Origin of the sequence: Paenibacillus sp. RU5M (assembly GCF_900221055.1) — a bacterium.
GTDB lineage: Bacteria > Bacillota > Bacilli > Paenibacillales > Paenibacillaceae > Paenibacillus > Paenibacillus marchantiae.
In genome coordinates this window covers 18,165-37,654 of record NZ_OBQM01000009.1, presented here as the reverse complement: position 1 = coordinate 37,654, position 19,490 = coordinate 18,165, and the positions used below count along the sequence as shown (strand labels likewise).

Annotated in this window: 16 protein-coding genes and 1 other annotated feature; all 16 genes read left to right on the top strand. The window is 48.7% G+C overall.

The window, feature by feature from the left end:
• The first annotated feature begins 9 nt into the window (after positions 1 to 9).
• The 16 genes from ccsA (at position 10) to CRO25_RS23160 (ending at position 19,328) form a co-directional block, all read left to right on the top strand.
• Entirely contained in the window at positions 10 to 837 is an 828-nt protein-coding gene (gene ccsA, locus CRO25_RS23235; RefSeq protein ID WP_371121670.1) for a cytochrome c biogenesis protein CcsA, read from the top strand.
• Positions 800 to 1,492: a bifunctional precorrin-2 dehydrogenase/sirohydrochlorin ferrochelatase gene (locus CRO25_RS23230; protein WP_256336667.1), complete on the top strand. Its 693-nt coding sequence runs from the start codon at positions 800 to 802 to the stop codon at positions 1,490 to 1,492. The genes ccsA and CRO25_RS23230 overlap by 38 nt, the downstream gene beginning before the upstream one ends.
• 2 nt (positions 1,493 to 1,494) lie before the next feature.
• Positions 1,495 to 2,451, top strand: a complete 957-nt coding sequence (gene hemC / locus CRO25_RS23225) for a hydroxymethylbilane synthase (protein ID WP_063566721.1) — start codon at positions 1,495 to 1,497, stop codon at positions 2,449 to 2,451.
• Positions 2,452 to 2,455: 4 nt separating this feature from the next.
• Entirely contained in the window at positions 2,456 to 4,018 is a 1,563-nt protein-coding gene (cobA, locus tag CRO25_RS23220) for a uroporphyrinogen-III C-methyltransferase (RefSeq protein ID WP_079696602.1), read from the top strand.
• A gap of 107 nt (positions 4,019 to 4,125) precedes the next feature.
• A complete protein-coding gene (hemB, locus tag CRO25_RS23215) occupies positions 4,126 to 5,127 on the top strand; it encodes a porphobilinogen synthase (RefSeq protein WP_079696601.1) in 1,002 nt (333 codons plus the stop codon).
• A gap of 22 nt (positions 5,128 to 5,149) precedes the next feature.
• On the top strand, positions 5,150 to 6,454 hold the full coding sequence (gene hemL, locus CRO25_RS23210; protein WP_079696600.1) for a glutamate-1-semialdehyde 2,1-aminomutase: 1,305 nt from the start codon (positions 5,150 to 5,152) through the stop codon (positions 6,452 to 6,454).
• Positions 6,451 to 7,359, top strand: a complete 909-nt coding sequence (locus tag CRO25_RS23205; RefSeq protein ID WP_079696599.1) for an RluA family pseudouridine synthase — start codon at positions 6,451 to 6,453, stop codon at positions 7,357 to 7,359. Before hemL ends, CRO25_RS23205 begins: the two co-directional genes overlap by 4 nt.
• A 136-nt stretch (positions 7,360 to 7,495) precedes the next feature.
• The gene (locus CRO25_RS23200) at positions 7,496 to 8,968 is read left to right on the top strand and encodes a LysM peptidoglycan-binding domain-containing protein (protein ID WP_079696598.1); all 1,473 of its coding nucleotides are present in this window, start codon (positions 7,496 to 7,498) and stop codon (positions 8,966 to 8,968) included.
• A gap of 158 nt (positions 8,969 to 9,126) precedes the next feature.
• Positions 9,127 to 9,406: a binding site (T-box leader), on the top strand.
• 58 nt (positions 9,407 to 9,464) lie between these two features.
• Positions 9,465 to 12,131 carry a valine--tRNA ligase gene (locus tag CRO25_RS23195; protein ID WP_063568110.1) on the top strand — a complete coding sequence of 889 codons (2,667 nt, stop codon included), beginning with the start codon at positions 9,465 to 9,467 and terminating at the stop codon, positions 12,129 to 12,131.
• A 77-nt stretch (positions 12,132 to 12,208) separates the two neighbouring features.
• Positions 12,209 to 13,585, top strand: coding sequence for a folylpolyglutamate synthase/dihydrofolate synthase family protein (locus CRO25_RS23190; RefSeq protein WP_063568111.1), 1,377 nt, complete (start codon positions 12,209 to 12,211; stop codon positions 13,583 to 13,585).
• A 56-nt stretch (positions 13,586 to 13,641) separates the two neighbouring features.
• Positions 13,642 to 14,961 carry a UDP-N-acetylmuramate--L-alanine ligase gene (gene murC / locus CRO25_RS23185; protein ID WP_063568112.1) on the top strand — a complete coding sequence of 440 codons (1,320 nt, stop codon included), beginning with the start codon at positions 13,642 to 13,644 and terminating at the stop codon, positions 14,959 to 14,961.
• Positions 14,962 to 15,081: 120 nt separating this feature from the next.
• Entirely contained in the window at positions 15,082 to 16,281 is a 1,200-nt protein-coding gene (locus CRO25_RS23180; protein ID WP_179132244.1) for an SPOR domain-containing protein, read from the top strand.
• 145 nt (positions 16,282 to 16,426) lie between these two features.
• On the top strand, positions 16,427 to 16,669 hold the full coding sequence (locus tag CRO25_RS23175; protein ID WP_024633972.1) for a DUF4321 domain-containing protein: 243 nt from the start codon (positions 16,427 to 16,429) through the stop codon (positions 16,667 to 16,669).
• A 93-nt stretch (positions 16,670 to 16,762) separates the two neighbouring features.
• Complete coding sequence (locus CRO25_RS23170; RefSeq protein WP_063568114.1) at positions 16,763 to 17,374, top strand: nucleoside triphosphate pyrophosphatase; 612 nt, start codon at positions 16,763 to 16,765, stop codon at positions 17,372 to 17,374.
• A gap of 35 nt (positions 17,375 to 17,409) precedes the next feature.
• A complete protein-coding gene (gene radC, locus CRO25_RS23165; protein WP_063568115.1) occupies positions 17,410 to 18,099 on the top strand; it encodes a DNA repair protein RadC in 690 nt (229 codons plus the stop codon).
• 194 nt (positions 18,100 to 18,293) lie between these two features.
• On the top strand, positions 18,294 to 19,328 hold the full coding sequence (locus CRO25_RS23160) for a rod shape-determining protein (protein ID WP_063568116.1): 1,035 nt from the start codon (positions 18,294 to 18,296) through the stop codon (positions 19,326 to 19,328).
• Positions 19,329 to 19,490: the final 162 nt, after the last annotated feature.

The following is a 19,490-nucleotide window of genomic DNA, read 5'->3' as shown; positions in this document are numbered from 1 at the left end:
GTGGGCAGCTTGACCCTAGCTGAACAAATCTATGAAGCTTTAATCTATATGTATGCCCTGAGCCTACTGTTCTATTTCTCGGACTGCATTCGACGCAATGCGGGGGCGAAGCGGACAGGCACAGGGTTTCTTGTTGTTGTATGGGCACTTCAGGTGTTCCATGTCATTTTACGTATGTTAACCGAAGGGCATTTTCCAATCTACACAACGTTTGATTTTTTGTTTATATTTTCATTTAGCATCGTACTAATGTCTCTAGTGATGACTCGTATTCAACGTTCCGAATTTGTCATTTTGTTGCTGAACGTGGTTGGTTTCTCGGTTACAGTGTTGAACCGGTTGTGGTTTACAGCAGGTGAGATATCTCTGCATAACTGGCAGACAGTGCATGGATTGCTTATTATGCATATCACCTTGGCCAATCTTGGTTTTGCGGCTTTGACGGTGGGTGCTGTATTTGCCATGTTATATCTGTTTTTGCACCGCAAGCTGAAGAATAAGAAATGGAATGATACCGTACGTCGTCTGCCGAGTCTCGAAGTGATCGGCAAATATATGGATGGGGCTACACTGATTGGCACACCTCTCCTTGGTGTTTCTATCATGCTCGCGGTATTGTCCATTGTAGCCGAAACGCGCTGGAGCCTGCTCTTGGATCTCAAGGTTATTGCAACGGGGCTTGCCATAGCGATCTATGTGGGGTACTTCGTCTTTAAGAGAAGAAAACAGTTCTCCACAGTTATTATGGCGAGATGGACGCTGATCGGATACGGCTTTGTCATTATCAGTTTTTTATCCAATGCGTATTCAGCGTTTCATCGTTGGACGGGAGAGTGAAGGGATGGAACGGTACACGCCAATATTTGTAGATATATCAGGGAAATCCTGCTGCGTGGTTGGAGGCGGACGTGTTGCTGAACGTAAAATAAAAGGTTTGCTTCATGCGGAAGCGCAAATTAAGGTGATTAGTCCGGAAGTTACGCCAACGTTACAACAATTGCATCATGATTCCCGAATTCAATGGCTTGCCCGGTCCTACCGCAATGGAGATTTGCGGGGGGCCTTTCTCGTATATGCAGCAACGGACCATAGTGAAGTGAACACAGCTGTTGTCCAAGAAGCTGAAGATGCGGGTATACTGGTTAATGACGCTATATCTTCTGAGCGAAGTACCTTTATTACACCAAGTGTGGTCAGGCGTGGCAGACTGAGCATTGCGATATCGACCGCTGGAGCAGGGCCTATAGCCGCAGCGGAAATTCGTGACACATTGGAACAGCAATTCGGAGATGAGTACGAGACATATATTGAATTTTTGTATCAGATGAGGATGGAAGTAAAGGCACGTGTATCTTCACCAGGTGTCAGAGCTAAATTACTCCGTCGTTTAACCGAAATGAATGTACTGGAAAAGATCCGTGCAGGTCAGTTTAAGTGGTGGACCGAAGAACAAATTGGGGACTGGATATCCCATAATCAGGAGGACATGTAGACATGCGGACAATTAAAGTGGGAAGCAGACAAAGCGCACTTGCTTTGACCCAGACAGGCCATGTAATTCAAGATTTACGTGATATTTGTGAACGGGAAGGATTAGCTTTTGATTTTGAAGTACATAAAATTGTTACAAAAGGAGATTTAATTCTCGATGTAACCCTGTCCAAAGTCGGAGGCAAAGGACTGTTTGTCAAAGAGATTGAACAGGCGATGATGGATCGTACGATTGATATGGCTGTTCATAGCATGAAGGATATGCCTTCCGAGTTGCCCGAAGGGTTGACAAACGGGGCTGTTCCGCGCCGTGCGGATCCACGTGATGCACTAATTTCGAATGGTGGACTCACATTGGATCAATTGCCAGAAGGTGCAAGAGTGGGAACGAGCAGTCTGCGTCGATCCAGTCAACTGAAAGCATACCGTCCGGATTTACAACTCGAATCGCTTCGTGGCAATATTGATTCCCGTCTGCGCAAGCTGGAGACAGAAGGTTTGGACGCTATTATTTTGGCTGCCGCTGGACTGTATCGAATGGGCTGGCAGGATCGGATTACGGAATATCTGTCAGAGGAAGCTTGTCTTCCCGCAGTAGGTCAGGGTGCGCTTGGCATTGAATGCCGTGAAGACGATGCGGAACTGCTCCATCTGTTGCAGTTGTACAACGATCCGGAAACCGCATTTCCTGTGTTGGCTGAACGTCGCTTCCTTAGTGTATTAAATGGGGGCTGTCAGGTTCCGATTGGAGCTCATGCCGTATGGGTGAAACAGCAAGATGCAGATTCCCCGAATGGACAAAACACGTTACAATTAACAGGTATGGTCGGTACGCCGGACGGTGGACTGATTCTTAAAGAAGCAATGACGGGCAAAGATCCGGTTCGTCTTGGGGAAGAAGTGGCTTGGAGATTGATTGAACGGGGAGCAGAGCAGATACTGGCAGAAGTTAGGGGATGAAGACATGGTGGGGAAGGTCTTTTTGGTTGGTGCAGGTCCAGGGGACGCCAAGCTGATTACGGTAAAAGGCTGGGAATCGATCGGTCGAGCGGATGCTGTTGTTTACGATCGGTTGGCTAGTCCAAGATTACTCAAACAAATGAAGCCCGGCGCGGTTAAGATATATGTGGGTAAACGGCCGGATCGACATACGATGAAGCAGGAAGAAATCAACCAGCTGTTGGTTGATCTCGCACTGGAAGGCAAGGTTGTGGTCCGGCTTAAAGGGGGAGACCCGACGATATTCGGACGCGTAGGTGAAGAGGCTGATCTGCTGCGCAAAAACGACGTTCCTTTTGAAATCGTACCTGGTGTAACCTCAGCAATAAGTGTACCTGCTTACGCTGGAATACCTGTGACCCACCGCGACTATGCTTCCTCTATTTCCATCATTACGGGGCATGAGAGTCCGGACAAGCTTGATCGCAGTATTCATTGGGATAAAGTGACGAATGCAACAGGCACACTGGTATTTATGATGGGCGTCTCCAAAATTGGATATATCAGCGAACAGTTGATTCGCCACGGACGCCCTGCGCAAACACCAGTGGCATTGATTCGATGGGGAACAAGAGCAGAGCAGGATACGATCACAGGTACGCTTGAAGATATTGAAGCAAAAGTCATCGCTGCGAATTTTCAACCACCCGCTGTCATTGTTGTTGGTGAGGTGGTGAACCAGCGCGAACAATTGAAATGGGCGGAAGCACTGCCGCTGTTTGGCAAACGCATTTTGGTGACGCGAGCACGCAGTCAGGCTAGTGAATTGGTCAACCGTATCGAGGAACTTGGCGGTGAACCTTATGAATTTCCGGTAATTGAGACCGTGATGCCATCAGGGGAGTCGGCACAGGAAAGTGTCAAACGGGCGTTTGGTGCGTTAAATACGTTTGACTGGGTATTTTTCACGAGTGTAAACGGGGTGGAATTCTTTTTCCGTCATTTGCAGCAACAGGGAAAAGATATTCGCTCCATTCATCAAGCGAGAATTGCGGCGGTAGGGCCTTCCACTGGGGAAGCTTTGCGTAAGTATGGCATCGTGGCGGAAGTCATCCAAGGCCCATTTCAGGCCGAAGGTATGCTTGAAGCTTTTGAAAATGAACTGAAGCAAGGGCAGAGGGTTCTTTTACCGCATGGAGATCTCGCGCGCTCCTGGTTGCCTGAACAGTTGAGGGAGCGGGGACTTCTGGTCACCGAGGCGATTATCTATGACACCATTCTGGCTGGCGAGGATGACGATGAACTGCTGAAGCTGCTTGAAGAGGGCGGCATTCATGCGATGACCTTCACAAGTTCATCTACCGTCACCAATTTTATGAGCATTCTGAAACGAATGGGATTGCAGGACCCTTTGCCTTTATTGGAAAATGTAGAGGTTGCATGTATCGGGCCTGTTACAGCGAAGACGGCAGAAGCAGCAGGCTTGAAGGTCACAATGATGGCTGAAGAAGCAACCATTGAAAGTCTGATTTCTGTGTTGTCTGAGTGGAAACGAAAGCCTGCCACAGAAGCTGTATTTCCACGTTAAACCTATAAATTGAACCGCAATCGATAGATGAAGCGTGCTGAATTCGTTACGATACCGGCGCGCTTCGCTTTTTGCTCCACATCACTATTCAGGGAGGTTTCACACGTATGAGTTTTCCAATTGTGCGGCATCGCCGTTTACGTCAATCCACAGGTATTCGCAATATGGTGAGAGAGACCCATTTGACTGTGGATGACTTTATCCAACCCATCTATGTTACTTATGGTGAAAATGTAAAATCCGAAATCAAATCCATGCCGGGCGTATTCCGCTTCTCGCTGGATCGTCTGCAGGAAGAAGTGAAGGAGATTGCCGATCTGGGTATTCCGGCTGTGCTCTTATTCGGTATTCCTGAAACCAAAGACAGTGTTGGTTCGTCTGGATTCGCTGAAGATGGTATTGTACAGGAAGCAACGAAGCTGATTAAGTCCTGGTATCCTGAGCTGCTGGTTGTTGCTGATACCTGTCTGTGCGAATTCACCGATCACGGTCATTGTGGTATGGTGCACACCGTGGAAGTGGACGGTCACATTTGCGGAGATGTTCTCAATGACGAATCATTGGAGCTGCTCGTGAAAACAGCGGTATCCCAGGCTAAAGCTGGAGCGGACATCATTGCACCATCCAACATGATGGATGGATTTGTCCAAGCGATTCGTGCCGGGCTGGATGAGAATGGTTTTAGTCATATTCCGATCATGTCCTACTCCGTAAAATATGCTTCGGCATTCTATGGTCCATTCCGCGAAGCCGCGGATTCCACGCCACAATTCGGAGATCGCAAGTCGTATCAGATGGACCCGGCGAACGCTCGTGAAGCATTGCGTGAAGCCGAAACCGATGTGCTCGAAGGCGCGGACATGTTGATGGTGAAACCTTCACTATCCTATCTGGATGTCATGCGTACGATCAAGGACCAATTTGATCTGCCACTGGTTGCTTACAACGTAAGTGGAGAGTATGCCATGGTGAAGGCAGCGGCGATTCAAGGCTGGATTGATGAGAAGAAAGTGGCTATGGAAATTCTGCTGAGTATGAAACGTGCGGGAGCAGATATGATTATTACGTACTACGGAAAAGACGCTTCACGCTGGTTGGCCGAGAAATAAATTTATATTAAGGAGGATGTTCATGACTGCACAACAAGGAACTCGTCGCAATGATGAGCGCTCACGCAGCGCATTTGAAGAAGCCAAGCAGTACATACCTGGGGGTGTGAACAGTCCCGTTCGTGCGTTCAAATCGGTGGGGCTTACCCCGATCTATGCAGAGCGCGGAGAAGGCTCCAAAATCTATGATATTGATGGCAATGTTTTTATTGATTATGTGGGATCCTGGGGTCCGCTCATTATGGGACATGCGCATCCTGACGTTGTAGAAGCTTTGCGTGAGACAGCCCTTAAAGGAACAAGTTTTGGTGCACCAACATTGCTGGAGACAGAGATGGCAAAACTCGTCTGTGACCGTGTGCCTTCGATCGATATCGTACGAATGGTAAATTCCGGTACGGAAGCAACCATGAGTGCAATTCGGCTGGCACGTGGTGTAACCGGACGCAGTAAAATTTTGAAGTTTGAAGGATCATATCACGGGCATGCCGATAGCTTGCTGATCAAAGCAGGGTCTGGTGTAGCAACACTAGGTCTGCCTGACAGCCCTGGTGTTCCTGAAGGTGTGGCTATGAATACGATTACGGTTCCATACAATGACCTGGAGTCAGTGAAGCTTGCTTTTGAACGTTATGGTGAAGAACTGGCTGCCGTCATTGTGGAACCTGTTGCAGGTAATATGGGAGTTGTGCCACCCGTTTCAGGTTTCCTTGAAGGCCTGCGCAATTTGACGTCTCAATACGGCAGTCTGCTCATTTTTGACGAAGTCATGACCGGTTTCCGTGTAGGGTTGAACTGTGCACAGGGACGATATGGCGTTACACCTGACCTGACTTGTCTGGGTAAAGTAATCGGTGGCGGGCTTCCGGTGGGCGCTTATGGCGGCAGACGTGATCTGATGGAACAGATTGCTCCGACCGGACCGATCTATCAGGCAGGTACACTGAGCGGTAATCCACTGGCTATGGCAGCAGGTTATACGACACTCAAATTGTTGACACCGGAGGTCTATGATCGTCTGGAGACACTGTCTGCACGCTTGCAGGCTGGGTTTGAGAAGAATGCAGCAGAGACGGGTGTAGCCATAACGATTAACCGTGTTGGTTCGATGGTATGTCCATTTTTCAGTGCTGTTCCGGTTACGAATTATGATATTGCCAAAGAAAGCAATCTCGATCAATTCCGTCGTTACTTTGCGGCCATGATTGATCAGGGTGTAAGTGTTGCACCTTCCCAATACGAAGGCATGTTTGTTTCTGGCGTGCATACGGAACAGGATATTGACGATACGATCGAGGCAAACCGTAAGGCTCTTCAATCATTATGACCATTAAAAGTTGGAAACGTCGTGGGGAATGGCTTGAGCTAATGCCAGGCAAAGCGGTGACAGGCAGTTCAGACAGGCAAACGGCTGCAGAGCAATGGCTCTTGTCTGAGCTTCAGTTACCAGAGAAAATGTTGCGTCAGCTAAAGACGAACCAAGGCATACAACTTGCAGGGGACCGGCTTCGGCTGGCCCTTTTTGCGTCTCAGCCGATCGATGTTGAACCGCGTTGGGCGGATATCGATGTTCTGTATGAGGATGACTTCTGTCTGGTCGTGCATAAACCGGCCGGAATGAAGCTTCATCCCGATGGGAGCCGGGCGGATCAAGCGATTACGCTGGATCATGCGGTTGCGTCTTATTACGAAATGAATGGAATTCAGGCGAATGTACGCCATGTTCACCGTCTGGACGAGGACACAACTGGACCTGTTTTATATGCCAAAAATGCTTTTGCCCTCGCGAAACTGGATGAAGCGATGCGCCGTAAAGACATTGGACGCCATTACGTCGCCATTGCAGGCGGTCAGATATCCACGGAGCTGAATACAATTGATGCTCCGATTGGGAAGGACAGGCATCACAAGCAACGCAGACGTATCTCTGAAGGTGGGCAGGACGCTGTAACTCACGTGGAGATCGTGGAGGTATGGGATAGGGCGACCCTTGTCCGGCTGACACTGGATACAGGACGCACACACCAGATTCGGGTGCATTTAAGTTATGCAGGACATCCCCTCGTTGGAGATGAGTTATATGAAGGCAGAAGGGATTCTATTGGTCGACAAGCGCTTCATGGTGAGACACTGAGTTTTGCTCATCCACTAACAGGTGCACGAATTGAAGTGGCAGACCCTTGGCCGCAGGATTTTGAACAACTGGCACAACGGGAAGGCAAGGACCAATAAACTGGGAAGGTTTGCACAAAAGGTGGCATGCTCATCTCATTCAAGGCATATAGATGGGGTAACGAAGGATTTGGACCATGGATCAGTCCCATGAGAAGGATCATGGTGAACATATGCCGAAAGGAGGACGCCACCTTTGTTGAATCAACCTTATGGTTTACGGTTCGATATTTATGAGCGCGTTCATTTGTCAGAGGGAGTTCCTGCAATTGAGGAACTGGAGGAAATTGAGTTATATCCCCGCATTCAGGTGATAGGTCAGGATGATCATGCAACATTGCGAGGCCATCTTTTGCTAACAGGTGCGTATCGGGGAGAGAACGAGATCTCGGAGGAACTCAAACATTTTATTCCGGTGGAGATCACGGTACCCCTGAACCGGGTAAGATCGCTTGAGGATATTTCCATTGAGATCGAAAATTTTGATGTCGATTTGTTATCCAACCGAAGTCTGAACATTACTGGCGTATTGTCGCTTCGCGGTATCGAGGGCTTTCCGGTGGAGGAACCGCAGGTCTGGTCAGCAGATGAGTTTACCGTTGTACATTCGCCAGACCCTCAGCAGGGCAGCCGTTCTGCTGAAACAGAGCAGACAGGCAGCTATCCCAATGTGTTTGCTCAGGAGTATCTGCTTCAACGGAGCGAAGAGGAGTTACAGCAGGAACATCTATTTCAAGCTGCTTCCGAACCGTTTCAATCCTGGCAGCAAGGGGATGGCAACGCGGAGCAAAGCAAAACAGCTGAAAACGAAGAGTCCTCGTCCTTGAGGGACAAGGAGGATGAAGCGCAAGCGGATGTGTTGTCCGATACGCCTTCTCCCGTTTCGTCTTTTTTAGCGGAGACAGCCGACAGGTTGGCTTCTTACCCTGAATCTGAGCCTTTGCTTCCTCTGGCTGAAGAGTCGTCTGTCTGGTCCGAGCCTTCCGTCGAGACCTTACATACGAACCTAAGGAATTCGGAGCAGACCGATTCCAAACTGGATCTGCAGCCTTCGGATGAACAGGCAGCGCCGGACGTATGGCATTTTGAATCTGCCCGATCTGAACCAAAGCAGGAGGATCAGACAGTTGCAGATGTTCCGGCAGGTTCGCAGTCAGAGAACTGGCAGGATGTCTTCGCAGCATCTGAACCGGAAATTTCGGAGGAAAACACACCTCCTCTTGAAGCGGTGGAGACGAATGAGCCCGCTGAAAAAGAATCTTTTATCCCTGAACCTGTGGCTGAGACGGAAGACAAGCCGGAGCTTAAGGTTGCTTTTGGCAGCAAGAGAGAATCTGCACCCAAGCAGGAAGAGGGCGTAGGCATCTCCTCCTTGTTATCCTCTGGCAGGGTGACACGGGAGGCGGAGGCTGAACGGGAGCAAGAGGCACTTGCTGGAGTCCAGCAGCAAGAAGCATACCCGCCTGATGATGTAGAGTGGAAGAACCTGTTTCTCGGCACCATTGTCGATCAGACCCCGTTCCGTAAGGTGAAGTTATGCATTGTACAGCGTGAAGAGACGCTCGATACCATTGCAGACCGATATCAGTTAAGTACCCGAGAGCTCCAGTTGTATAATCGTTTGTCCGAACAGGTTGTGGAAGAAGGACAGATTCTATATATCCCTTAACCTGTAGGCTGGTTTAATGACCATTTCGACCCGTGATCCCTTGAGGATGGCGGGTTTTTGCTTTGTCAGCCCTCAACCTGCATTGCAGCGCGCTTTTTCCGCTGTTGTCAGGTTGACTATCGGGCACGGGCAGGGTATGATGTGTTTAGGTTTTTTGAAGAACAACGTGGATCGGGAGTAGTAGACAGTATGACCTTTCAGAGAGCGGGATTGTAGCGCTGGGAAATTCCGTAGGAACCAACTGATCGAAGTCGCCCGGGAGTTGCCTGTTTGAATACAAGGGATGAGTAACTTTAGTATCATTCATTCCTAAGGTAGGATGGGCCGGTCGCAGCCGTTATCTGCTTGAAGTGTCACGTAAGTTCAGAAGGGGTAGTCTATCTTTCTATCTGCGTGAAACAAAGGTGGTACCGCGAAAGCTAACCTTTCGTCCTTTGATGGATGAAAGGTTTTTTTGTTTTTTGGCGATGATGAATAAGTAACGGAGGAATGACACATGTCTGAACAAAAAAATTCAGCTGCAACAGAAATGCCAACCACATATGATCCGAAAGCTGCGGAACAAAAATGGTATTCCACTTGGATGGAAAATGGATATTTCAAGGCAGGCCAGCGTAAAGATGCTGAACCTTATACGATTGTAATCCCACCCCCGAACGTAACCGGAATGCTCCATATCGGGCATGCGCTCGATTTCACACTGCAGGACATTCTGATTCGTACCAAGCGGATGCAGGGCTATGATGCACTGTGGCTGCCGGGTTCTGACCATGCAGGTATTGCTACCCAAACCAAAGTAGAGCAGAAATTGCGTGAAGAAGGTCAGACTCGTTATGATCTGGGACGCGAAAAGTTCTTGGAGAAGGTATGGGACTGGAAAGAGCAATACGCAACGACCATTCGTCAGCAATGGGGCAAGATGGGCTTGTCGCTCGATTACTCGCGTGAACGTTTTACACTGGATGAAGGTCTATCCCAGGCTGTGCGTAAAGTGTTTGTTCAACTGTATGAAAAAGGCCTCATTTATCGAGGCAAACGAATTATTAACTGGGACCCGGTGAATCGGACTGCACTGTCCGACATCGAGGTTGAATATAAAGAAGTTCAGGGTCACTTGTACCATCTGCGTTATCCGCTCAAAGACGGAAGTGGGTATGTCACAGTAGCGACAACTCGCCCGGAAACGATGTTGGGAGATACGGCAGTTGCAGTTCATCCTAAGGATGAGCGTTACGCAGACATGATTGGCAAGGTGCTTGTTCTGCCTATTATCGGGCGCGAAATTCCGGTTATTGCAGATGAGTACGTAGATAAAGATTTCGGAAGCGGCGCCGTGAAAATAACGCCTGCTCATGATCCGAATGACTTCGAAGTGGGCCTTCGTCATGATCTGCCACAGATTACGGTGATGGATGAGACGGGTACGATGAATGCCGAAGCAGGCAAATATCAGGGACTGGATCGCAGTGACTGCCGTAAGCAGATTGTTGCAGACCTGCAAGAACAGGGCGTATTGATCAACATTGAGGATCATACGCATCAGGTTGGACACAGCGAACGTACAGGAGCTGTCGTTGAGCCGTATTTGTCGACACAGTGGTTTGTTGAGATGAAGCCACTCGCGGAGAAAGCGATTGAGAAGCAACAAAGCGGTGAAGGGGTTCATTTTGTTCCGGATCGTTTTGAGAAAACGTATCTGAACTGGATCGAGAATGTTCGTGACTGGTGTATCTCTCGTCAATTGTGGTGGGGTCATCGTATTCCTGCCTGGTACGACGAGGAGACTGGAGAAGTTATTGTATCTGCTGAAGATCCGACAACATTGCCAGAATACGCTGGACGCAAGCTGAGACAGGATGAAGATGTTCTGGATACATGGTTCAGCTCCGCATTATGGCCGTTTTCTACTTTAGGCTGGCCGGAAGACACGGAAGATCTGAAACGTTACTACCCGACAAGTGTACTCGTAACAGGGTATGACATTATTTATTTCTGGGTGGCGCGTATGATCTTTACCGCTCTGGAGTTCACGGAAGAGGTTCCGTTCAAGGATGTGCTGATGCACGGTCTTGTTCGTGATGCAGACGGACGCAAGATGTCCAAATCGCTAGGCAATGGTGTTGATCCGTTGGATGTGATTGAGAAATATGGTGCGGATGCAATGCGTTACATGATCTCTACAAGTAGTACTCCGGGTCAGGATCTCCGTTTCCGCTGGGAACGGGTGGAACAGGCTCGTAACTTTGCCAATAAAATCTGGAATGCATCGCGCTTCGCTTTGATGAATCTGGAAGGGTTCACCTATGAAGATCGCGATATTAGTGGAGACCTTGGAACAGCGGATTACTGGATTTTGCACCGCCTGAACGAAACTTCTCGTGATATTACGCGTCTAATCGAAGCATATGAATTTGGAGAAACAGGCCGTTTGCTGTATAACTTTATTTGGGATGACCTATGTGACTGGTATATTGAATTTGCGAAGTTGTCCTTCTATGGGGAAGATCCGGTTGCCAAGAAGAAAACACAATCGGTGCTTGCTTATGTGCTGGATCAGACTATGCGCCTGATTCATCCGTTCATGCCGTACATTTCGGAAGAGATCTGGCAGCATCTGCCGCATGAAGGTGAAACGATTACGTTGGCTTCCTGGCCTGTGTATGACCCTGCACTGGAGAACCCAGAAGCGGTTGCCGAGATGAACCTGCTTATGGATACCATTCGTGCAGTACGAAACATCCGTGCAGAAGTAAACGTACCAATGAGCAAGAAAATTGAATTGATGGTGAAAGCGAACAACGCAGAGACATCCAGCATCATTGAACGCAACAGCCATTACATCAAACGTTTCTGTAATACGTCCGAGTTCGACAGCGGCTTGGATCTGAGTTCACCGGATAAAGCAATGACTGCAGTCATTACTGGGGCTGAGTTGTACTTGCCGCTGGCGGGTCTTATTGATATTGATCAGGAAGTGGCTCGTCTGGAGAAAGAGTTGCAGAACCTTGAGGGCGAAGTACTCCGTGTGGAGAAAAAGCTGGCGAACGAAGGCTTTGTTGCCAAGGCTCCTGCCAAGGTTATTGAGGAAGAGCGCGCCAAGCAAGCGGATTATTCCGATAAACGGGATAAGGTGATTGCACGAATCAAGGAACTGAAAGGTTAATATATTCGGGTCGGATGGAGTGCTTCTGCGCCATCCGGCCGCTTTTTTCAACCAAACTCAAACCAAAGGTGAATCATATGACGGAACTTAACGGGACAGAAATAGCATCTCCTTTACTTACCTATGACGAGGCCGTGAACTGGATCAATGGCCTTATTCCTTTTGGCATCCGACCTGGATTGGAACGAATCGAGGGATTGATGTCATTGCTGGGTAATCCTCACCAGCGTCTCAAATTTATTCATGTCGCGGGAACGAACGGCAAAGGTTCGACTTGCGCTTTTTTGACGTCAGTGCTTCTTCAGGCGGGATATGATGTTGGAACGTTTACGTCCCCTTATATCACCAAATTCACAAACCGTTTTCAGTACAACGGTGAGGATATCCCGGAAGAAACGTTGCTCAAAATCTCAAACCGCCTGTATCCATTGGTTCAAGAGATGGCTTCAACTCCCCTTGGATCACCTACGATGTTTGAGGTATCTACAGCAATCGCCCTTCTGTATTATGCGGAAGAGTGCTACCCTGACATTGTAGTATGGGAGACAGGGCTCGGGGGAAGGATGGACGTAACGAATATTGTTACACCCGTGGTATCGGTCATTACCAATATCGGTATGGACCATACGGATGTACTGGGAGATACGATTGAGGCGATTGCTGGAGAGAAGGCGGGTATTATTAAGGCGGGGGTACCCGTTGTTACCTGTGCCACGCAGCCAGAGGCTGTGAAGGTGATCCAGGAGACGGCAGAGCGGCTGCGTTCAACCGTGTATCTGGCGGGAGATCGTTTCTCCTATCATAGACTGGACAGTGATGAGAACGGACAATCTTTTCATTTTACAGGACCGTTCCGTGATCTGGACGCTCGTATTCGCATGCAGGGCGTACATCAATGCGACAATGCAGCGGGCGCACTTATGGTACTAGAGTTGCTTCGCCAATACATGGCATTTATGCTGGATGATGAAGATATTGCGCTTGGACTGGAACATGCCTTCTGGGCAGGACGGTTCGAGAAAGTGGTTGATCAGCCCCGCATTGTTCTGGATGGAGCGCATAATCCGGAGGGGGCCGAATCGCTGGCCAAGAGCATTATCGACGTATATCCTCACAACAAGTTAATTTTGATGATGGGCATGCTGGCGAATAAGCATCACGAAGCGTATTTGCAGCATATACTGCCACTAGTGGATACGCTGATCCTGACCGAGCCAGATTTCCGACGCAAAATGGATGCAGCCGAATTGCTGCAGATCGTCGAACGGGTACGTCCCGCCATTGCGAAACCGGAGCTGGAAATCATCGTCGAGCCCGAATGGGTAAAGGCACTTGATCTATTGAAGTCACGGACGGAAGCGGAAGATCTGGGGGTGGTGTCCGGCACATTGTACCTGATTGCAGATGTGCGGGCAGCCCTTTTGCATCAAACCGATTCTGAAAAAGGTTGGTGAAAGTTTTGTTAAATACATCGGAACACGTTCATTTTATAGGGATTGGCGGATATGGCATGAGTGCCATCGCGAGAGTTATGCTTGAGATGGGATACACCGTTACCGGATCGGATGTCGCTTCACAGGAGTTGACCGAGAAGCTGGCAGCCAAGGGAGCGAAAATATATATCGGACATACGGCAGAGCATGTAAACGGGGCAGACCTGGTTGTCTACTCCACGGCAGCTCCAGCTGATAATGTGGAACGGGTAGCAGCTGAAAAGCTGAACATCCCGATTCTGCATCGCGCCCAGATGCTCGCGCGTTTGCTGAACGAGCGCAAAGGTGTGGCTGTAGCCGGGGCTCATGGCAAAACAACCACGTCATCCATGATTGCACTCGTTATGGATAAATGTGATACAGACCCGACATACATCATTGGCGGGGAAATCATGAACGTGGGCACCAACGCCAAGGCAGGCCAAGGCGACTGGGTTGTTGCAGAGGCGGACGAGAGCGACGGTTCATTTTTGCAGTATCACCCTTGGCTCGGTATTGTGACTAATATTGAAGCGGATCACCTTGAGAACTATAACAGTGATTTTGAAGAACTCAAAAAGGCTTATGTGCAGTTCCTGAGTCAGATTCGTCCAGAAGGCACGGCCATTGTATGTGCTGACGACGAGAATGTTCAAGCCATTTTACCGGAGCTGAAATCACGGGTGACCACATACGGCATTGATTATGCTGCTGATTATACAGCAACAGATATCGTGCTTGGCGACCGCCGAATTTCCTTTACGATGAGCCATCAGGGCAATGTGTTGGGTAAGGTGGAGTTGTCAGTTCCAGGTAAACATAACGTTTATAATGCGATGGCTACGGTTATTACCTGTCTGGAAGCAGGTATTCCATTTGAGAAAATTACAGCCGCCATTATCCAGTTCCATGGAGCGAAACGCAGATTCCAGGTGCTGGGTGAGGCGCGTGATATGCTGATTATTGATGATTATGCTCATCACCCGACCGAGATTGAGGCTACAATCAGTGCGGCCAAAGCAACAGGGAAACGTATCATTGCGGTATTCCAACCACAGCGTTACACACGTACGTTCTTCCTGCTTGATGCGTTCAGTCGTGCCTTTGCAGAAGCAGATGAGGTTCTCATTACCGATATCTATTCCCCTGCGGGCGAAAAACAGATTGAAGGTGTTCACTCGGCTAGGCTGGTTGAACTCATTGTTCAAAACAGTAATGCTTCTGCGCGTTATCTTCCGACAAAGGAAGAAGTTGTTGCAGATCTGCAGAACCGTCTTCAGCCAGGCGATCTTGTGCTCACGATGGGTGCAGGTGATATCTGGAAAGTTGGCGATACACTTGCCAAAGGGTTGAAATAATTACAATCATAAAACCGTCTGACTTCATTTCGAAGCAGGCGGTTTTTTTGCATGAAATGGAATGTTTCTAATTCTTTCCGCATATAGCTGTTATAAATGGGACAAAGGAGAGGGTACGGGGTGAGCAATGCTAGAATGACGTTTCGCTTTGGGGATAACGAGTCGGACAAGCCTGAAAACAAGGGGATACCCACATCCAGCACATTTGTAGCTTTGAGTGAAGAAATTCCGCACAGTCCAACGCCAACACCAACGCGGTTGAATTCAACGCCTTCATGGACACCAGAGGATATTCCCGGTGACTGGGGAGAGACGATACTGACAGGCTCCACTGTACCTGAACCTTACCAAAGAACGGACAAGGATTCGAAAATCGATGAGCCTGGATATAATTATAATCATCTTACTGCGTATCCGGGAGATGAGGACGAGAACAGATCGGACGAGAATTATGGAGGTCATGATTGGCTTGCAGATAGTGAAAACTACTCTTATAAGCGAAATCGTCCCCCAAGGGGCTGGAAAATGATTGGTTCAGTAACGGGTGCACTTGTAACCGGTGCCCTCTTCGGCATGGTAATTCTTTCTTTTTTTAATCGTGAAGGTGCCGTAGACCCTGGGAGCAAGATCCCTGCCAATCAGGCGGTATCGGCCGTAACAGGTCAGCAGGGAGTGGCAGGTTCGGAACAGCAGCTCCAGGCAACGACTACAGGTGGCAGCTATTATGCCCTGCAATATGGTGTGTTCAGTTCTCCTGAACGCGCTGAACAGGCGAAGGTGGAACTGTCCCAGGCAGGCATTGCCGCAGGCTCCGACCCGGAGGATGGTAATCGGGTGTATGCTGGCATTTCGGCTGACCGTGAGGAGGCCAAGCTACTCAGCTCAAGGCTTAAGGCCGAAGGTGTGGAGCTGTACGTCAAGGAAATCGTCAACCCAGAAGTGAACCCGGCAGTATTTGGCGGAAAAGCAGAGGATGTGCAGCAATTCTTCGCAAGTGGATCTGCTTTGGTTGAACAACTGTCTACCCTCTCGATCCAGCAACTTGGTCAGTCTGTTCCAGAAGCCGTCTCAACCGAAACGATGACCTCATTACAGAACCAGCATCAGCTCTGGCTGACCGGTTTGAATAGTATTGCACCAGGCCTGAGTGCAGACGTGCAACCCTATGTATCGGCGATGGAAAAATCGATGGCCAGTGCGGTAACAGCAATTGCCGAATACAACAAAAATCCGGCTAATGTGCATATGTGGTCTGTACAGTCCGATCTGATGGAATATGTATTACAACAAAAAAAATGGCTTGAAGCGATAAAACAGTAATCACCGCTTTCCCATAACACAGCCTTGAAATACCTATCCGGCAAGGAACTGGAAATAGTTCCCCTTGCCGGATTTGTGTTTGTATTGACGTACAAAACCCCGTATAATAATGTGGGTGTCAAAAAATGGCGAGGGAAGATCACCGATGAAAAAAAACTTCGGCATGTTATTGCTGTTTCTGCTGCTCGGCTGGCTAGCCGGTGCGTGGATCGCCAAGGCACTGCAGCCTGTAAAGGCCGTTGCCTTTCTAACGAAAGCCACGACCATTCGTTGGTCGCCGCAGGCTGATCTGGATATTATCAGTTATGATATTTCACTTCAATTTCAAATGAGCCTCCTGAGTCTGATCGGTATTATTGCTGCTGTATGGCTGTATCGCAGGTTATAGGAGAATGACGAATTTTGACGAAGAAACTAAAAAAAATGATATCTACTAGCGTGATCCGACAGGATGTCGCCGTAGCTTAAGGGGCCGGTTATTTTGGATAAAACACAACAGCGTCGTATTATTCTGGCTTCCACTTCGCCGCGGCGTAAAGAACTGATCGCATCACTCCATCTAGCTTTTGAAGTAATACCAAGTCACGCCGATGAAGATACACCGCCGGAATGGACTCCTGAACAGACGGTACAGGAGCTTGCGATGCGTAAGGCGCTTGCCGTTTATCGCGGGCTGGAAGGTCGCGAACAGGATGCTGTTATTGTTGGTAGTGACACTGTTGTCGTTCTGGATGGTGATATTCTTGGTAAACCCGTAGACGAAGCGGACGCTGAACGAATGTTATCTCGTCTACAGGGGCGTGTACACCGTGTTTTCACGGGAGTAGCTTGTATCGATGCAAGTAATGGACAATCCATGGTTCAATATCGACAGACTAATGTAACGATGAAGGAACTGTCTGAAGCTACGATTCGTGCGTATGTTCAGACTGGAGAGCCTTCGGACAAGGCGGGATCATATGCCATTCAGGGCATTGGTGCTTCATTGATAGAACGTGTTGAAGGATGTTATTTCAATGTGGTGGGCCTACCGTTGTCCTTGCTAAGCGACATGCTGGATGGATTCGGCGTACATGTATTGCCACGTACATGAAATTCCGCAATTGACGATCTGAAAAGAGGGAACATATGGAGTCGCCTCAATATATGATGCGCGACATCCCCCAGGAAGAACGCCCGAGAGAACGCATGATGGAATATGGGGCGGGCGCCTTAAGCCATGCTGAATTGCTGGCGATCTTACTTCGAACAGGTACAAGACAGGAATCCGCAGTGCATATGGCACAGCGGATTCTGACTGAAGCGGGTGGAATTCGCTCGTTGATGGATTTGAGCCTGGAAGAACTGACTGCGATGAAGGGTATCGGCATGGCCAAGGCTGTACAGCTGAAAGCTAGCATTGAGCTTGGTCATCGGATTGCGAAGAGCAGACTTACACAGTCAACTTCAATTCGTACCCCACGTGATGCGGCCGATATCCTTACCGAACAATTGCGTTACTTGCAGAAAGAACACTTTGTGTGTCTTTTCCTGAATAGCAAAAACCACATTATTGCCCAGGAAACACTCTCCATGGGTAGCCTTAACGCTTCGATTGTTCATCCGCGTGAAGTGTTCCGGGCTGCCATCAAATGCAGCAGCGCCTCTATTGTGTGCGCACACAACCATCCCAGTGGTGATCCTACGCCTAGTCCAGAGGACATCCAAATAACCAAAAGACTGATCGAAGCCGGCGAAATTGTAGGCATAGACGTGCTGGATCACATTATTATCGGAGATGGAACGTACGTAAGTTTGAAGGAGAAGGGCTTAGTATAATATAATGGTTGGCGTTGATGTTTTCCTATGAATGTTGACGGCGTTGTCCGTAGAAGATAGGTTCACTTTACAAATGCAAAACAATGCAACACAAAACAAATGCGAATATTAGCTCCACCATTATGGTGGTAATGAAAATGAAATGCTCTTGATTCACTGGGGCGGCTATATGAGGCAGAAAAGGAGATTACGTCATGTTTGGTGGTTTTACGAAAGATTTGGGTATTGATTTGGGGACAGCGAATACGCTGGTTTATGTACGTGGAAAAGGAATTGTGGTGCGGGAACCTTCGGTTGTCGCTATACGGACAGATACAAAAACCATCGAGGCAGTAGGTGAAGCCGCCAAAAAAATGATTGGACGTACACCAGGTAACATTCGTGCCATTCGTCCAATGAAAGATGGCGTTATTGCCGATTTCGATACAACGGCAACGATGATCAAATATTTCATTCGTGAGGCGCAGAAACAACGCTCCATGTTCCAACGTCATCCGAACGTGATGGTATGTGTACCATCCGGGATTACTGCAGTAGAACAACGCGCGGTTGAAGATGCAACCAAACAGGCTGGAGCACGTGAAGCCTATACGATTGAAGAGCCTTTTGCAGCTGCCATTGGTGCAGATCTGCCTGTATGGGAACCAACTGGTAGTATGGTTGTCGATATTGGTGGCGGTACAACGGAAGTGGCTGTCATCTCTCTTGGCGGTATTGTAACAAGTCGTTCGGTTCGTGTAGCGGGTGACGAGATGGATGAATCCGTGATTCAATACATTAAACGCCAGTATAATCTGATGATCGGTGAACGTACATCGGAGCAGTTGAAAATGGATATCGGATCAGCTATGCCGCTTGAGCAAGTGGAAACAATGGAAATTCGTGGACGCGACCTCGTTACAGGCCTGCCGAAGACGATTACGATTACTTCGGATGAAATCAGCGAAGCTCTGGCGGATACGGTGAATGCCATTGTTGAAGCTGTAAAAGTAACATTGGAGAAATGTCCTCCTGAGTTGGCAGCAGATATTATGGACCGTGGTATTGTTCTCACAGGTGGCGGCGCATTGCTTCGCAATCTGGACAAGCTGCTTGCTGGTGAGACAGGAATGCCTGTTATCGTAGCAGAGAACCCGCTTGATTGCGTTGCAATCGGAACAGGTAAAGCGCTTGAGAATATTCATTTGTTCAAGAGCAGAAGCAGTTCGGCAGTTCGTTCCAAACGTTAATTGATATATGCTATGCTTGGCTCGTTTATCGACCAAGGGGCATGATATCAACGAAGAGGACCCGGTTAACCCCGGGAGAGCTATTACCCGCATACCCGGGGAGAATCGACTGATATTCTCGATGGGACTATAAGTCTGACAGTCTCCCCGCCGGGCATGGCT

Excerpts from the sequence above, each read along its gene's own strand:
- hemL (WP_079696600.1), top strand. The coding sequence starts at position 5,150 with ATGACTGCACAACAAGGAACTCGTCGCAATGATGAGCGCTCACGCAGC.
- CRO25_RS23205 (WP_079696599.1), top strand. The coding sequence starts at position 6,451 with ATGACCATTAAAAGTTGGAAACGTCGTGGGGAATGGCTTGAGCTAATG.
- cobA (WP_079696602.1), top strand. The coding sequence starts at position 2,456 with ATGGTGGGGAAGGTCTTTTTGGTTGGTGCAGGTCCAGGGGACGCCAAG.
- CRO25_RS23190 (WP_063568111.1), top strand. The coding sequence starts at position 12,209 with ATGACGGAACTTAACGGGACAGAAATAGCATCTCCTTTACTTACCTAT.
- hemC (WP_063566721.1), top strand. The coding sequence starts at position 1,495 with ATGCGGACAATTAAAGTGGGAAGCAGACAAAGCGCACTTGCTTTGACC.
- hemB (WP_079696601.1), top strand. The coding sequence starts at position 4,126 with ATGAGTTTTCCAATTGTGCGGCATCGCCGTTTACGTCAATCCACAGGT.
- murC (WP_063568112.1), top strand. The coding sequence starts at position 13,642 with ATGAGTGCCATCGCGAGAGTTATGCTTGAGATGGGATACACCGTTACC.
- CRO25_RS23175 (WP_024633972.1), top strand. The coding sequence starts at position 16,427 with ATGAAAAAAAACTTCGGCATGTTATTGCTGTTTCTGCTGCTCGGCTGG.
- CRO25_RS23195 (WP_063568110.1), top strand. The coding sequence starts at position 9,465 with ATGTCTGAACAAAAAAATTCAGCTGCAACAGAAATGCCAACCACATAT.
- radC (WP_063568115.1), top strand. The coding sequence starts at position 17,410 with ATGGAGTCGCCTCAATATATGATGCGCGACATCCCCCAGGAAGAACGC.
- CRO25_RS23230 (WP_256336667.1), top strand. The coding sequence starts at position 800 with ATGCGTATTCAGCGTTTCATCGTTGGACGGGAGAGTGAAGGGATGGAA.
- CRO25_RS23160 (WP_063568116.1), top strand. The coding sequence starts at position 18,294 with ATGTTTGGTGGTTTTACGAAAGATTTGGGTATTGATTTGGGGACAGCG.